Here is a 16,579-nt window from a genome sequence, read left to right as displayed (position 1 = left end):
CTTCGTCAAGAAGTACTGATGAGAAAATAAAATAATTTTACTAAGCAGCTTGTGCCTGGACTTTGGCATGAGCTGTTTGTTTATTTCTCCAGTTTATTGCAATGTAGGTATTTGGTAATGCAAGGAGGATTCTAATTCGGAAATTAAAGAAATTACGAAAGCCATAAGCAGTTCGTTTAATAACTTTAATTTTATTGTTAGTTCCTTCAACGGGACCATTTGTATAGGTATCATATTTAAAACTATTGTAAATTTCTTGTTTATAGCTGCGAAGAGTATGCTGAACTTTTTGCAGTGCTTGGGGAAGCTGCGTCCATTTAATCGCGAGTAAGTTTTTTAATTCTTTCTTGCTACGATGAGCAATCACCAGAATTAAGTTTTGATAGTATTCATAAGCCCTTTTTAGTTCATTATCAAAGCTTAGAAGACGATGAATGACTTCCACATCGGTTAATTGAGCGTAACTAAAGTTACGCCTTGACCAATAATTATCATATTTAAGCTCATTAGCAGGCGTTAGGAGTAATTTCCAAAAGTGCTTAAGTGCACGCCATTTATGAGTGCCAGCACCGGCACGATTCATTACTTGGATCCTAATTTTGTTAAATGCACGATATGCTTGAGCAACAATATGAAAATGATCAGCGATAATTAAAGCGTGGGGGAAAAGCTCATGAATCAAATGGCGGTAAGGAGTGTACAAGTCAACCGTTACTGTTTGAACTGCTAAGCGTGCTGAACGGTCATATCGAAGAAAGTATTTTCGCAGATAGCTATTTTTACGTGACAAGATAATATCAAGCGTCCGCTTATTTTCAATATTCATTAGAATCATACTCATTCCGCTGGGGGCAAAGCGACCAGACTTGAAATCATCAAAGGCAATATGGCGAGGTAACCAATGATAGTTAGGCTTAAAAAACTGATCAAGATTTGTAATGACTCGTCTAATTGTCCAGTCAGAGACATTTAATTCTTTGGCTAAATCACTTTGTGATTCGTTTTTTGTTAGAAGCATCATTGCCCGTTGTTTTATCGCTAAAGAGATATGATTACGATAATGAATATCTTCAACGGCTGCTAATTTAGTAACTACTTCAGGGCAAGAAGAAGAAGCTTTACAGATATATTTTTGCTTTTTAATCGACCAGATTGTTGGCTTAAAGTGAAGCTCTGGTCCCAAGCAATTAACTGTTCTATAGCCATTTTTACACATTAAGTGTCCACATTTTGGGCAATGCATGGGGTAAGTTTGAATAAGATGGACAATGATTTGATTAGGTTGATCTTCAATTGGGTTATCAAAATTCTTTTCATCTAGTTTGAGGTAAGGATCTTTAATTCCTAAGATAGTTTTGATAGAATTGTTCATGAAAGACGGTCCTTTCTTAGCGAAGACGGGGTCCAACCATCTTTCGCTTTTTTATTTTAAATTTTAAACAAATAAAGCCCTGATGTTAAATTCATCAGTACTTAAAATTGTAGAGCCATTTCTTAAAATATCGGCAAAAAATTAATAAAAATTAGAGACCGTTGGAATTATTACCTTTCTCCGGTCTCTAATTTTTAATTTTTATTATTTTGTCGTAATTTCAATGCTCGTTCAAGGGAGCGATCAACAATAATTGATTGTGAATCGGCAACAGGGTACTTAGTTTCAGGATCCATCTCTTCTGCAAAAGATAATTCAGTACAACCCAAAACTACTACATCTGCTCCTTGTTCTTCAATCATTTTCCGTACTAGCTCATGATACTTCTTGCCATCGGAATGACCAGCCTCTTTGATATCATGGTAAATCAGGTCTTCTGTCATATCGGCAATCTCAGGAGTTGGCTTGATAAGTTCGTACCCAGCCTTCTCAATATAAGGATCATATAGGTTAGCTGCCAAAGTTCCCTTAGTGGCTAATAGGCCAACCCGCTTTGCATCCGGCTTAATCTTCTTGATCTCGTTAACCGTTTCTTGCAGCATATTGAGAATTGGAATCTCCGTTGCTGCCTGTAACTTATCAAAAGAGTAATGGGCTGTATTACAAATTAAAACAAAGAATGCAGGATTCAAAAGACTTTGCTGTTTAATATCTTCAATCAGGGCCTCATTAGGATCTGGTTGACTATGATCGAGAATCCATGTAGTACGATCAGGAACGGTTGCATGGTTAACAACTAAATAGTTTAAGTAATCTTGATCACGATGAATTGGCGTTCTTTTATCTAACAGACGTACATAACTCTCTGTTGCCAGCGTCCCCATTCCACCTAAAATTGTAAAAAATTGTTGCATTATAATTTTGCACGCCCTTTCTAAGCGATAAATTATGATAGTAGCGCCACAAAAATCGGCCCTAGTAATGTAATTCCAATATTACCAACTACAAACGCCGGAGTAAAGGCAGCCGCATAATATGCGCCACCTTCCGGCCCTGCTTTTTGCGAAATCTCATTCATTGCCGCTGCAATCGTTCCTGAACCAGTCAACGCACCAATTAAAGCAAGAGGTTCCATCTTCAATATATAGCGTCCAAAGAACAGCGTTAGCAAATGTGGCATTATTGAAATCATCGCCCCAATAAATAAGACCCCGATCCCTAACGACTTAATTGCACTTGTAAATGCTTGAGCTGATTGTAAACCAACTGTCCCCACAAAAAGCGTTAGTCCAAAACTCTGAAGAAAGCTAGTTACCGTTACAGGGATTGATTTACGGTCACGGTGACGCTCAATCCATGAACTCAGGATTAGTCCCATAATTAAAGCCGCCGTTCCATTCCCTAGTTGCAACGGAATACTATTTAATTTTAGCCCGATAATTCCTAAAAGGGAAGCACAACCGATTCCTAAAGAGAATAAAGAATAATTCATCGCTGTATCTGCAGCTTTCCAGCGTCCCATCTTTTTTAAGATTGCTTTGGTTCGTGATGTATTCCCAGTCAATGAAATCACATCCCCTGGTCGCAACTGGTTAATCAATTGTTGGTTTCCACTGATTGGGTCTTGAATGTTCACAAAAACCCCATGTTGCCGTAGAAGGGCTAATTCACCCGGTTTAAAGTTTTTTCCCAGAACAAAAGCTCGTTCACGCGGCGCATTGGTTGGCGTCAATACTTCTGTTAATCCTGGTACTCGCATCAACCGATCGAAATGAACAGCGTAACCAATAACAGTTAGCAAGTCGCCAGCCTGCAATTGATATTCAAGGTGGTCAGTCATTTTGCCATCATGAAAAGCAGCTAACCCAATAATCCGGTAATTAGACCGTCGATTAAATTCCTCAAGCGTTTTGCCGACAAGCGGTGAATCATTTGCAATGCGATATGTTCGTCGCCACGTTGGGTTCGGGTTTTTAGCATGAAAGTGATAATGTTCAGCCATTTTAGGACCCTGTTCAGCAATTGAAATCCCCAAAATTTTAGGTGCTAGGTCACGTAAAAAGATAATTACCCCTAATGTCCCAAAAACATATGTTAAAGCATAGGCAACTGGGAGTTGAGCCTCATAAGTTGCCCTAACACTTTGACTGACTGGCAATGACCCAATCGTTTGCAACGAACTGGCAACGGTAGCTGACTGGGTGAGGGCTCCTGAAATAACCCCGGCAGCGATCCCTGGTCCAATCTTAAAGGCGGAAAAAAGACTCCACCCAACTAAGAATGCAACAACCATCCAGAAAATACTAGCGATTAAAATTCGAATCCCAAATAGTTTCAAACTAACTAATAACTGAGGCCCGATCCGATAACCAACAGAGAACATGAAGGCGCCAAAGAAAATCGTTCCCAACATTTCATCCCGGGGAAAACTCCCAATTTGCCCCACGATTAAGGTCACAATTAACGTTCCCACCGTTGCTCCAATATTAAATTTACCCGCAATTTTATAGTTGCCAATCAAAAAGCCAATTGCAAGACAAATAAACAGCGTAAAAACCTGATTGCTCACCATAAAGTGAACGATAGAATGTATCATTTTAACTTATAGTCACTTTCTTTAAAAACCTGTAATAACTTGTATTAATCAAGCCACATTATTACATTCTTGTCAGGCTAATTCAACCACTTATTGAGAAATACTTTCCTTCTTTTGTTGCATGCGATAGTTAGTAACCATTGTTAATAAAGTAATGATTGCCAAAACGCCCAATAAGATAAAGTCAAATCGTCCTCCAGCATATGTACGTCCCATCAGTGAACCGCTGTTGCCCATTTGGAATAAAGCAATTGTGGAGGCAAGAAGACTAGTTCCCAGTGAGCCGGCAAATTGTTGGACCATATTAAAAATTGAGTTTACATCAGGGGCATTTTGCGGTTGAACCAACATTGAAGCATTGGAAATTGTATTAGAAAAAGCAAAGTTAAACCCAATTCGCAAAATAACAAAGAAGATCGTTATTAGTAATGGCGTTAAATGACGTTGGAAAATACTGAAGCAACTTGTCCCAATAACCAAAAGAATCCCCCCGGAAATAACTGGCATAGCAAAACCATAACGATCAGCCAAAGTTCCAGCAAATGGCGAGATAAAAGCACCGATTAATGACCCGGGAAATAAAATAAGACCCGCGACAATTGCCGAAGAGTGCAAAACATATTGAACGTAAATAGGAATAACAAGCGAAATTCCAATATTAATAAACTGTAAATTAAAATAAGTGACAGTTGATAGCCGCAATGGGAAAACCTTAAACACCTTTAAGTCAAACAATTCTGATTTACCATGATTATTGATATAGATAAAGGTGCTAAAGAAAATAATTGCTACCAATAATAAAAGCCAAAACTGCTTGCCAAATCCTTGTTTCCCAATTGAAGAAACTGCACTAATTATACTAATAAGGGCAATTGCCAGTGTAATCAAGCTTCCATAACTAAATGCTTTATCATTTCCAAGCGGTTTATTACGAATAAAAAGTTGACCACATACAAGACTAATCAAAACAATTGGTAGTAAAATCCAAAAGATCATCCGCCATGACAGCATTTCTGAAACGACCCCACCATATGTTGGTCCCAGTGCTGGTGCAAACGAAATAACCATTGCAGCCATTCCGGTCATCATGCCAATTCTTTCACGCGGAATCTCCGTAAAAATTAAATGGAACATGATTGGGGTTGCTAACCCAGTTGCCATTGCTTGAATCAATCTCCCCGTTAACAAAATAGGAAAATTACCAGTCAAAGCACACATCAAGTCACCAATAATGAAAAATGATACTGCAAATAAGTGCAACCAACGCGCTTGATATTGGCGTAATAGATAGGCAGTTGTCCCCATCGTAATTGTTACCATCAATAAATAGCCAGTTGTAATCCACTGAATAACATCGAGTGATACATTAAACTGAGCAGATAGTTCTGGATATGTGACGTTCATCGATGTTTCATTCAAAATTCCGATAAACGTTAGTAATGCAAGGGAACCAATTGCGAGATAAATCCGTGAATAGTTTTTTTCTGCCATTGCTTTCCGCTTCCTCCTTTAAATCAAAATAAAAAGAGCCACGGTGATAAAAACTCCAGGCACTATGTCCCGTCAAGTATACAGATCAAATAGATAAAAATTTTAGGCAGCTTGATTGCGGAATTGTTCCGCGGTCAAGCCGTTTTTGCTTGTGTAAGCGCGTTTGGTATTAAAGTATTCAATGGCTCCTTTGACGAGCTGTTCTAGCTCTGCTAGCGTCTTAGGACGATTATGTTTGTTAATCCAGATTAGCTTGAAGTCATTCCACCAACGCTCTATGGGGGAGTTTTCCCAAGGATGACCGGGGTGTGACATACTATGAATACAATTTTTAGAGGCTAAGTAGTCGTTGAACATACTTGAGCAGTAAGCTGATCCGCGGTCAGTATGGATCATTGGTTGCGCATCAGGTTCAACCGTAAAAGCACGATTAAAGGTTTCAATTACTGCTGATGAAGTTTCTGTGTCTGAAATATTGTAGCTTAAAGCGTAACGACCATATAAATCTAAAATAACGTGTACTCGTACTTTATGAAGTGTGTGTTCGCCGTAGGCAACTTCCGTTGTGTCGGTAACCCACACTTCATTTTTAGTTTCACGGTCGAATTGTCCCTGCAATAAGTTGTCATTGATGTATTCTTCATGGCGTTGAATTCGATTGCGCTTCTTCTTCCTAATATTTGCTCTAATTCCATGCTTACGCATGCAATTAGTTATTCGTTTTAATCCAGCGGTAAAGCTTAAACGGTTTTCAAAGCTTAACTGTGTAGTCATCGCTAAATATCCCAGCGTCCAATTATGTTCTTCTTCTAACTCTACAATCGCTTCAAGTAACTCTGCTTGCTCATTATGATATCGACTTGGCTTTCGATTGAGCCATTTGTAATAACCATCTCGCGAAGAATCAGCTATTTTACACAACTGGCTAATTGACCATCCATTTTCTTGATTTAGTTCTTTGATGGCTTGGTACCGGAGTCCTTTTCCACCTCCCGATTGCGTATTTCTGTTAATTTTTTTGCGAACGCAATCTCCATCTCTTGCTTTTCTAGCTGAGCCCTTAATAAGTGATTTTCTGCCTTGAGTCGGTCAACTTCCGTCCACTTCTCTTCTGGCTTAGCTTTGCCTCGGCGATCACGAAGTGATTCTGGGTCATTACCGCTTTTGCGATACTTTTGATACCAGCCATAAACTTGTTGGTAACTAATATGGTACTTTTCAACTGCCCAATTGTAGTTCACATCATGCTTAATCAACTCTTCAATGATAGTAAGTCGTTCTTCAAAGTCAGTCTTTCGTCCACTCATTTTTGAATCTCGCTTTCTTGGCGTATAGGCCTTTAAGTTAGATTCATTATACCGGATAATCCATTGTTCTAGTTGCCTTTGAGATCGTAAACCGTGTTTTATCGCAAATAAATCTAATGCCTCATCTGTTTGTTGATATTGTTCAACCAATGAGTTTTTAAATTCTTTAGAGTAGCTTTGATTATGATGACTTGTTTGAAGTCCTGGCATTCCCTGATACTTGTATAGAAGACTCCACCGCCTGATAGTTTTTTGGCTAATCTTGTACTTAGTTATTACCTTATGGATTCCATTTCGTAAAACTTCATTGAGGATTAAGAGTTTTTCCTCTGCTGAGTATTTAGATTTTCTTCCCATAGAAAAAGCCCTCCGAGTATAAGATGAATTTTCTATTTCATCTGTATACTCAGAGGGCATTATAGCCCCACCACAGCTCTACAATAACGATTTAATTCTACCAAGGAAGCAGAACGAAAGTCAACGTTATTATTTTTCTGCTAGTTTCTTTAACCAGTCTTTCGTTTTTTCGTCTAGTTCAGGGGCAATTTCAAACTTAAATGGCGCCAGTAACAACCGTACTTTATCCCATTCAATCGTTTGATCATGATAGATCGTTGTTAGCATCATTGTCACCATCTGATCTTTTTTATGTGGATCAACTCCCGGCTGATTAATAAACGTAATTGCAGTAATCTTTCTGGCCAATAATTTTGCAATTAACGTCTCCATTTCCTGGGTTGTGACTGGGTGCTTAATTCGTAGACGTTTTTCTAATGGGACTGCAGGAAGTTCTTTTTGTAAAAACTTTTGAAGCAAATCCCACTCTCCCAGAATTTCTGGATAGAATTGCCAAGGTACCCGGACATTAAGACTCACTAGTAAATTGGGAATGATCGCCTGTAAATCCCCATCATTTTCTTGTAAAGAATCACAAATTTCAATCAAGAACCGTTGAGCAGTTTCTCGAGCCCCAGATTGAACCCTCTTCTTAGCTGTTAAAGCAAAGCGAACCACTAGGAAATCTGTTAACTGTTCATCATCAATGGTCGCACCAGTCGCATTGCGTTTCACTTTAAAATCATTTATTTGTTTAGTTCGCATGCTTTTTGCAAAATGACCTTGTTTAGGCATTGGCTGTCATTCCTTTTTTCATATAGCTTAATAAAATTTTGAACTAGAAAAGGCTAAGAAAAACAGATGTTTTTCTTAGCCTTTCAATAACAGTTGGGCTAGCTGGATTCGAACCAGCGCATGACGGTACCAAAAACCGTTGCCTTACCGCTTGGCTATAGCCCAATAATAAAGATGGAGGAGGGTGGATTCGAACCGCCGAACCCGAAGGAACGGTTTTACAGACCGTCGCGTTTAACCAGACTTCGCTACTCCTCCAAGAAGTTGCTTGATTAAATATTTCGTATCAATCAACGTTTATTATAATACCTAATTTCCAACCTCATTGCAAGTGTTTTTTCTTATTTTTTTGAAAAAACTAGATTTTTTTAGTATAAAGGCAGCTAATCCATTGATCTAATAGGCTCTTCCCCTTCCAGTTCTCACTATTTTTGTGTCTTACGCCAACTGCTTGATTACGGTATTCAATATTTCCAACAGTAATTAATGATTGAGCATAATGAAGATGCCCATAGAAAACTGCTTTTACTTCCGGGAATTTAGCGAGTAATGCTCCTAAGTGTCTACTACCCAACATTGCTGTCGTCATCTCCCACATCCGCTGCCGCCGTGCTGACTCAATAATTGGATGCGGGAGAGCTTCTCTAATCGGTGCGAAGTGGGTCATAAAGATAACCTGTTTTTGTTGATTGCGAGCCTGTTTTAGGTTTTCTTCAACTTGGTGTAAAACAATCGCCATTCGTTCTGGATCATTCATTGGCTGCATAATTGGACGATCCACCCAATATGCCCGCTTCCATTTTGCGACCCCTTTTACATTACTTTCATACGTTGAAAACGAATAATCATACCAACCATTGTTACCGATAATCCGCCAGTTTGTTTGGGGAATATCGATAAATCGGTTATGAAAATATAGATCATCATCCAAATTTTCTAATTGCTCATAAGTGACCCCTTTTAACATATCGTGGTTACCGGCAAGATAATGGACCTTTGTGATAGGCAATTGCAATTGTAGTTCCGCAAAATATACGCTGGTTTGCGCAAAATCATTAAAGGAATCCCCCACAAAAAAGTAATGATCAATTTCTTGACGGGTTAAATAATGCGCCTGTTGAGTAATAATTTCTGCAACATCAGCATGATTTAAATCTAAATGAAGGTCACTGCTTACTGCGATTTTCATAACTCACCTCATAAAAAAAGAGACCAAGAATTATTCTCGATCTCTTAATATAATTTTTAGTCTACACCATCCATTAAGCCATGAATCTTCTTAACGAATAAGCAAAGGATCAATCCGAAGACGATACTTACTGCCCCGATAATTAAGAAGTATGGAACTTCTGTAGCTAATGAGTAGTACTTAACAACCTGGGCGTTAACCGCTTGTCCAGCAGCATCCGCCAAGAACCACATACTCATCATTTGAGACTTAAATGCTTTTGGTGCAAGTTTAGTAGTTACTGAAAGACCAATTGGTGAAATTAACATTTCGGCGATTTCAACAATGAACCATGAACCAACTAACCAGAATGGGCTAACCCGTCCAGCGGTTGTACCGTGAATCATTGCTGGAAGTGCCATCCAAACATATGAAAGACCTGCAATTACTAACCCAGCAGCAAACTTACCAGGAGCACTTGGTTGTTTTTTCCAGTGATCCCAAAGTGCAACGAAAAATGGTGTTAGGATCATAATGAATAATGGGTTCAATGTCTGGAAGTTAGCAGCAGCAAAGTGCCAGCCACCAATGTGTAAAATAGTCCGTTGTTCAGCGAAGAGGGCTAAAACAACTGAACCTGATTCTTCAATTGCCCAGAAGATAGCAGCAGCAATGAAAAGTGGAATGTAAGCAACAACCCGTGACTTTTCATCTTTTGTAACCTTCTTGGAATTCAACATCATTACAAAGTAGTAGATTGGTAAAGCAATAGCAATAACTGTAATGATTGTAATGATATTATTGATGTTTAATTGACCCATTGCAGCAAGCAATCCAAGAATGATCACTAATGCAATAACACCAACAATTGACCAAATAATTACTGGACGTAAACTTTCCTTATCGATCGGATCATCAGGATACAAGCTATCTTTTGAAAGATACTTCCGACCGTCAACTACATATTGTACTAACCCAAAGAACATTCCGATAGCAGCTAGTGAGAAACCAGCGTGGAAGTTCATTTCACCATGGAAAAGGTTTAGGCCAAAACCATTAGCAGCCCAAGGGACAGCCCAAGGAGCAACAGCGGCCCCTAAGTTAATCCCAAAGACAAATATACTAAAACCAGAGTCTCGACGACGATCTTCGGGACTGTATAAGCCCCCAACCATTTCTGAAACATTTGGCTTCAATAACCCGGTACCAATAACAATCAAAGCGATTGATACATAAAGTGCTGACACACCAAATGGCAATGACAGAGCGATATGTCCAAACATAATAAGGACACCACCGATGAAGACCGTTCGCCGTGATCCCCATACACGGTCAGATAACCATCCCCCGACAACACTGGCCAGGTAAACTAATGAACCATAAATTGACATAATTGATGCTGCGGTAGCTTGGTCCATACCCAAACCACCCTTGGTAACAGCGTAGTACATATAGAATAGAAGGATAGCCCGCATTCCGTAGTAACTAAACCGTTCCCACATTTCAGTGAAGAACAATGTCGACAATCCACGCGGTTGTCCAAAGAAGGAGGTATCCAAATTCTTTTGTTTACTCATACAATTCCTCCAAATAATTTCACTTTTCAATTAGCACAATGTTAATTGAATACGTATTCTAAACATTAAAAAACTTTAACAATAAAATTCAGAATAGTACTATTATAAACGTGTTTCAAAACATCGTCAATTGAAAAATAAGTTTTTGATGAGAACGCAAACGCATGTATGAGCTATAATTGTTTATTTTATTAAGTTTGTCGCTAAGATTATTAATTAGATGACGTATCACCATCAATAACCGGACGTGGGTAAACTTTTCCATTTCGAACGATGGCATATTCAGTTCCGTTATCGTCAACAAAGGCCCACCCTTCATCTGGCTCAGATAGGTCAGTCGTAGCCTTCAAATTATCAATCTTGCTGGTGTCTTTGTGGTGTTCACTCGCCCACTTTTTAAGTGTTGCGCGGGCATGAGTCGATGATTCCTTAGAATGAGTATCCTTAGTTGTAGAACTGTTAGTTTTCGCATGTTGTTCTTTTAAGAAATTATCAACGTCAAAGTCCCCATGAACTCGTTTAAATGACTGATTAGGCCATTCATCGTTACCTACAAGGCTCAAATTATCTTCATTTAGCCGCGCATCAATTGGCGTATCATAATTACTATCGTTTAAGTTAATGATGTAATTATTTTTTTCCTTTTTCCAGGTCAATTGATCATGAATATCAGCCTGCGTCGGATTTGCCATTACATATGTTCCAGTTCCATCTGAATTAAGGGTAATAGCAGCTCCATCGGCATCATCACGATACGAACCCACAATATGTGACTCCTCTTTTTTTGCTGATGAGACTTGGGCACTACTGCTCCTGCTACTGTTAGAACTCGTACTAGAACTACTACAGCCACTTGTACATAGCCCAATTGCTGCTCGTTGCAACAAGGATCGCTTTACTAAATCGCATTATAAATACCTCCATTCTCCTAAACTACATATGAAACTAGTTACAGTTTTAGTATATTCTCATGTTAAAACTTCTACAATTTTTTTGATACGCCGTTTGTAAAATTAAGTTAGAAAAATAGAAAAGCCATTTGTGGTAGACTTTTGAATACCCCTAAACAAAAGAAAGGAAACCACAAATGACTTACACCCATCTTACCACAAACGAGCTGACAATCATCGCCCATTCTTTCGTGCAAAAGCTTAAAGCGTACCGAGTGGCCCAAATGATCAACCGTTGCGCCGAAACCGTTTATCGCGTTTATCGTTACCTGGAAACCGGTGCCTCAATTGCTGATTATCAAGATCACTATATGCGCAATAAGCAACGTTGTGGCCGAAAACTTACTCAGTTGTCACTGGCTGAACTCACTTATATCAACGACAAAATTGCCCAGTGGTGGACGCCTGATACCATTATTGGGCGCGCTGAGCGCCCAATTAGTTGTAACCGGCGAACTCTTTACCGGATGTTTGAACGTGGCCAGTTCGGCTTCGATGTCCGTTCCTTGCCGATGCGAGGTAAGCGGCACCCGAATGGCTATGTCGAGCGCCGTGGGAAGGCTGGCCAATTGGGGCGAAGTATTCACGAGCGTGCCAAGGACTTTCCGCACTATGCCACTGAATTTGGGCACCTTGAAGCTGATACCGTCCAAGGCAAAAAGCACCAAGGGGCGGTAATGACCCTGACCGAACGCCAATCGAAGGTCGAAATTGTACTCAATGTGCACGAAAAGACGGCTGATGCGATTAACCAACACTTAAGTCAGTGGCTTCGGAAATTCCCGCGGCACTTCTTCAAATCGATTACCTTTGACAACGGAAAAGAATTCGCCGGCTGGCGCGAGATTGCCAATCAATTTGACCTTCACACTTACTTTGCCGAAGTTGGTGCTCCCAATCAACGAGGGCTGAACGAAAACAACAACGGTCTTTTACGCCGGGATGGCTTAACGAAACAGCTAGATTTCCGCAATCTTCCTGATGAATTGGTAACCCAACTGATGAGTAAGCGAAATAACCTGCCCCGTAAATCACTAGGCTATCGAACTCCATATGAAGTATTCATGTCTTACGTCACTGATGAGCAACTATTTTCTTTCTAACTTAAATTGACATTTCGGGATATAAAAACTAATAATCTATCGTTGAAAACTGGAGATATGCAATTTAGACTATTAAAAAGATATTTAGAAGGCAATCGAGTAGGAGATAATTGATTAGTTCAATTATCGACCTCTCACACCACCGTACGTACGGTTCCGTATACGGCGGTTCGACAACTTAATCACATTGAATTGACTGGAGCGTCTTGGACATATTCATAAGTCCGAGTTGTTCCAGTTTTCTATTAGTTAGAGAATAGCTCAAGGTCTTACTATGTGCAGTTCGCCAGTAGCCCTTTCGGGTACTAGCGAAGACATATGCATCATGCTGGGGCAGCCCCAACTTCTGTAAGTTAGTTACCTTAGTTTTAAACTTTTTCCATTGCTTCCAAATATACTGCCTTATTCGGACCCTCAACCACTTGTCAAGGCGTTGAATAAAGTTAGTTAGTTTCCCAATTGAGTAGTACTGAAGCCACCCACGCATTTTTCGATGAATTTCTTCAAACATTCTTGTCAGAGATATTCCACGATTACGTTTAGTTAATAACTTCAGTGCTTTCTTTACTCGTTGTTGCGATTGTTTAGCTGGACGGGCGTAGGCCCCATTGTGGTCTACACCCAACGAAAAGCCAAGAAACTTCAACCGTAGCGGGCTACCGACTTTGGTTTTATCTGGGTTCACTTTAACTTTCAAGCGCTTTTCTAGAAACTGGGTAATGCTTCGCATTACTCGTTCTCCGGCTCGTTGACTTTTAACATAGATGTTACAATCATCCGCATAGCGCACAAAGTGGTGACCACGTCTAGTCAACTCTTCGTCCAACTCATTTAGATAGATGTTCGCCAGTAGTGGTGACAATGGCCCTCCTTGTGGGGTTCCTTTTTCACTCTTAGCGAAAAGCCCATGGTCTAAGACTCCGCTAGTTAGAAACTTACGAATGAGTCTTAGTGTCCATGGGTCATCAATATATTGTTGGAGATACTTAATCATCAAGTCATGATTAACGTTATCAAAATAGGCTTTTAGGTCTAAGTCGACAACTCTTCGATAACCTTGATTATAAAGATCTACTACTTTTGAAATAGCGTCATGGGCCCCACGGTGGGGACGGAAGCCAAAGCTATTATCAGAGAAAATACGCTCAAAGATAGGCGTAAGAATTTGGGCTACAGCTTGTTGAACCATTCGGTCCACCACCGTTGGTATTCCAAGTCTTCTTACTCCACCATTAGGCTTCGGAATTTCTACCCGTTTGACTGGAGCTGGTTTATACTTGCCCTCACGCAAACTAGCGATCAGTTCCGTCTTATTTTCTCTGAGATATGGCAGAAGGTCATTGACTGTCATATCGTCAACGCCTGCTGCTCCTTTATTTCTCTTAACTCGCAAATAAGCCTGATTAAGGTTATTGCGATCCAAGACCAGGTCTTGGATAGTGACACTCATACCTTTACCTTCACCATAACCGGTACTACGCGCCCTTGTGTACTTTCGGTTTTCCAAACCTATCCTCGACAAGCGGTCAGCTTGTTGTTCTGTTTTCTGCGATTGTCGCACCTGATTACACCTCCGATATAAGTTACAAGTTATTGTCGTTCAGTCCTTCATCTGATTATTCAAACTACTATGACCTCGGCTGACTTCTGGCTTACTCAACACTGCATCACTGCACCGCTTGTTTCTGTGGAAATTAAACTTATTCCTCTTGTCGGAAACGTGTAGGCCAGATCTCCCCGGGTAAGAATATTAGCTTTCGTACCATGTCATCGTTAGCTTTACTGAGACCAACTTCGAGTAGTATTGGACTTCAACTTGTCTAGCAGCCTTATCCAGTTAATTTCAGCCTTATAGCTACTTCTTGTTCATCGATGCAGTACTTTGCCTTAGACTTCCTTCAGATTCCACCTCACGGTGGACACCCTTGTCCTCAGCTCATGGTTCCGACTACTACGGCCCATAGCGGACTTTCACCACCTAGCTAATACCCATGCCGGGCGCACTAAAAAAAAGATGCTAGCCAAACAGCTAACATCTTTATCGACTCCGGCAGTCAGACTCGAACTGACGACAACCTGATTAACAGTCAGGTGCTCTACCAACTGAGCTATGCCGGAATAACTCAATGGATATAATTATATATTATCTCGTTATACCCGTCAAGTTAATTTAAAATTTGTCTAGAAATATTTTCAGGTATGAGTTTGTTAAGGATGGTGATTCAAACGATGTTAGTTCGACTACTCGGTTAAACTTATCACCAATTCTTGATACTTCAACCAGTATATTAATAAGTGAAAGTACGAAAAGAGAATCATAATTAACTAAAAGGAATTTAAAGACAATATGAATAACTTAAGTCAAAACATTGTTAATCATCGTCATGTATTGCATTTAACACAAGAAAAACTGGCTGAAAAAGCTAAAATAAGTGTTAATTTCTTATCAAAACTTGAACGTGGAGCAAGCCGTACTGTATCTGCAGAAACACTTCAACATCTAGCAAATGCTCTTAAAATCAGTATGGAAGAGCTACTAAACGGTATCGATGGAGAACACTCTTATACTAAAGGTCCGTACGAAATTCAGTTAGATGAAATATTAGCCAGTTACTCACAGACGCAACGCGAAGAAATTTGTAAAGGAATCATCACAATATTAAATGCCAGAATCGAATAAATCGATATTAAACATCTTCTCGGTGAGTTAATACTCATACCGGATACAAAAAAGCCTCCCTATTTTAAGGGAGGTTCTTATTAATTATTATCCACATAAAACACAATTTAAAACCAAACTGTTGATATATCAACGGTCAGAACCTTCTCTAATTTCTAAATAAACACAAAATGTGTGTGTTTTATTTTTGTGTGGTTAAAATTGTGTTTAGGATAATAATTCATAAAATTTCGGAACAATTCACTTAACTTCTTAAGCATACAAAAAAGCCTACATAATAAGCTTTATCGACTTACTCTGTAGACTTCTAATTGGTTATGAACTCTTTATAATGCCAACTAGAGGAGTCGAACCTCCGACCTTCTCTTTACGAGGGAGATGCTCTACCAGCTGAGCTAAGTTGGCAAAAAAAAGATGTTAACTAACCGAAGGCAGTCAACATCTTCATCGACTCCGGCAGTCAGACTCGAACTGACGACAACCTGATTAACAGTCAGGTGCTCTACCAACTGAGCTATGCCGGAATAACGCGTGGCAACGTCCTATCCTCGCAGGGAGCGATCCCCCAACTACTTTCGGCGTGTTGAAGCTTAACTTCTGTGTTCGGCATGGGTACAGGTGTATCCTTCAAGCCATCATCACCACACTCTTTGTCCCTTCGGACGAGAGCTTGTGCTCTCAAAACTAAATCCTATCTATTCTCTTCCAATAAACCTTACCGCTCCTTGGTTAAGTCCTCGACCGATTAGTAATGGTCCGCTCCATGCCTCACGGCACTTCCACTTCCATCCTATCTACCTCATCATCTCTGAGGGGTCTTACTTTCCCGAAGGAAATGGGAAATCTCATCTCGAGGCGAGTTTCACACTTAGATGCTTTCAGCGTTTATCTCGTCCATACATAGCTACCCAGCGGTGCTCCTGGCGGAACAACTGGTACACCAGCGGTATGTCCATCCCGGTCCTCTCGTACTAAGGACAGGTCCTCTCAAATTTCCTACGCCCGCGACGGATAGGGACCGAACTGTCTCACGACGTTCTGAACCCAGCTCGCGTACCGCTTTAATGGGCGAACAGCCCAACCCTTGGGACCGACTACAGCCCCAGGATGCGATGAGCCGACATCGAGGTGCCAAACCTCCCCGTCGATGTGGACTCTTGGGGGAGATAAGCCTGTTATCCCCAGGGTAGCTTTTATCCGTTGA

13 protein-coding genes, 5 tRNA genes and 2 rRNA genes (1 of these 20 running past the window's edge) are annotated in these 16,579 nt (G+C 40.1%); 2 read left to right on the top strand and 18 right to left on the bottom strand.

All coding sequences use genetic code 11. The features are described 5' to 3' along the window. Positions 1-40: 40 nt before the first annotated feature. The 12 genes from SH603_RS02535 to SH603_RS02480 form a co-directional block, all read right to left on the bottom strand. Positions 41-1,372 (bottom strand): ISL3 family transposase, encoded by a 1,332-nt coding sequence (locus SH603_RS02535; RefSeq protein WP_321533637.1) that lies wholly within the window; start codon positions 1,370-1,372, stop codon positions 41-43. Positions 1,373-1,566: 194 nt separating this feature from the next. After that, positions 1,567-2,286: an aspartate/glutamate racemase family protein gene (locus SH603_RS02530; RefSeq protein WP_003670574.1), complete on the bottom strand. Its 720-nt coding sequence runs from the start codon at positions 2,284-2,286 to the stop codon at positions 1,567-1,569. A gap of 32 nt (positions 2,287-2,318) precedes the next feature. Further along, positions 2,319-3,968 carry a TrkA C-terminal domain-containing protein gene (locus SH603_RS02525; protein ID WP_078009713.1) on the bottom strand — a complete coding sequence of 550 codons (1,650 nt, stop codon included), beginning with the start codon at positions 3,966-3,968 and terminating at the stop codon, positions 2,319-2,321. A gap of 90 nt (positions 3,969-4,058) precedes the next feature. Beyond that, positions 4,059-5,459 (bottom strand): MFS transporter, encoded by a 1,401-nt coding sequence (locus SH603_RS02520; protein ID WP_169473414.1) that lies wholly within the window; start codon positions 5,457-5,459, stop codon positions 4,059-4,061. A gap of 102 nt (positions 5,460-5,561) precedes the next feature. Then, a complete protein-coding gene (locus tag SH603_RS02515) occupies positions 5,562-6,473 on the bottom strand; it encodes an IS3 family transposase (protein WP_169471270.1) in 912 nt (303 codons plus the stop codon). Then, positions 6,410-7,123 (bottom strand): helix-turn-helix domain-containing protein, encoded by a 714-nt coding sequence (locus SH603_RS02510; RefSeq protein ID WP_169472742.1) that lies wholly within the window; start codon positions 7,121-7,123, stop codon positions 6,410-6,412. Before SH603_RS02510 ends, SH603_RS02515 begins: the two co-directional genes overlap by 64 nt. A 129-nt stretch (positions 7,124-7,252) precedes the next feature. Beyond that, complete coding sequence (locus SH603_RS02505; protein ID WP_169471477.1) at positions 7,253-7,897, bottom strand: hypothetical protein; 645 nt, start codon at positions 7,895-7,897, stop codon at positions 7,253-7,255. Positions 7,898-7,990: 93 nt separating this feature from the next. Further along, positions 7,991-8,062, bottom strand: a tRNA-Gln gene (locus tag SH603_RS02500). Between the two features lie 10 nt (positions 8,063-8,072). Beyond that, a tRNA-Tyr gene (locus SH603_RS02495) sits at positions 8,073-8,155 on the bottom strand. A 100-nt stretch (positions 8,156-8,255) separates the two neighbouring features. Further along, entirely contained in the window at positions 8,256-9,086 is an 831-nt protein-coding gene (locus SH603_RS02490) for a metallophosphoesterase (protein WP_321534046.1), read from the bottom strand. 56 nt (positions 9,087-9,142) lie between these two features. Beyond that, the gene (locus SH603_RS02485) at positions 9,143-10,642 is read right to left on the bottom strand and encodes a peptide MFS transporter (RefSeq protein ID WP_321534045.1); all 1,500 of its coding nucleotides are present in this window, start codon (positions 10,640-10,642) and stop codon (positions 9,143-9,145) included. A gap of 212 nt (positions 10,643-10,854) precedes the next feature. Further along, entirely contained in the window at positions 10,855-11,406 is a 552-nt protein-coding gene (locus SH603_RS02480) for a lipocalin/fatty acid-binding family protein (protein ID WP_321534044.1), read from the bottom strand. A 323-nt stretch (positions 11,407-11,729) separates the two neighbouring features. On the opposite strand from SH603_RS02480, the gene SH603_RS02475 reads away from it, so the two are divergent. Beyond that, complete coding sequence (locus SH603_RS02475) at positions 11,730-12,695, top strand: IS30 family transposase (RefSeq protein ID WP_321534043.1); 966 nt, start codon at positions 11,730-11,732, stop codon at positions 12,693-12,695. Positions 12,696-12,873: 178 nt separating this feature from the next. On the opposite strand, the gene ltrA is transcribed toward SH603_RS02475, so the two are convergent. Beyond that, a complete protein-coding gene (gene ltrA, locus SH603_RS02470) occupies positions 12,874-14,256 on the bottom strand; it encodes a group II intron reverse transcriptase/maturase (protein WP_321533904.1) in 1,383 nt (460 codons plus the stop codon). A 484-nt stretch (positions 14,257-14,740) separates the two neighbouring features. After that, a tRNA-Asn gene (locus tag SH603_RS02465) sits at positions 14,741-14,813 on the bottom strand. A gap of 229 nt (positions 14,814-15,042) precedes the next feature. On the opposite strand from SH603_RS02465, the gene SH603_RS02460 reads away from it, so the two are divergent. Further along, positions 15,043-15,375, top strand: coding sequence for a helix-turn-helix domain-containing protein (locus SH603_RS02460; protein WP_169471263.1), 333 nt, complete (start codon positions 15,043-15,045; stop codon positions 15,373-15,375). A 332-nt stretch (positions 15,376-15,707) separates the two neighbouring features. Here SH603_RS02460 and SH603_RS02455 read toward each other — a convergent pair. The 4 genes from SH603_RS02455 to SH603_RS02440 form a co-directional block, all read right to left on the bottom strand. Further along, positions 15,708-15,780, bottom strand: a tRNA-Thr gene (locus SH603_RS02455). 46 nt (positions 15,781-15,826) lie between these two features. Further along, a tRNA-Asn gene (locus SH603_RS02450) sits at positions 15,827-15,899 on the bottom strand. Positions 15,900-15,904: 5 nt separating this feature from the next. After that, positions 15,905-16,021, bottom strand: a 5S ribosomal RNA gene (gene rrf / locus SH603_RS02445). 79 nt (positions 16,022-16,100) lie between these two features. Further along, positions 16,101-16,579, bottom strand: a 23S ribosomal RNA gene (locus SH603_RS02440); it runs 2,444 nt beyond the window's last position.

This window comes from Limosilactobacillus reuteri, from assembly GCF_034259105.1.
Classification (GTDB): domain Bacteria; phylum Bacillota; class Bacilli; order Lactobacillales; family Lactobacillaceae; genus Limosilactobacillus; species Limosilactobacillus reuteri_G.
This window is presented reverse-complemented; position numbering and strand designations above follow the sequence as displayed.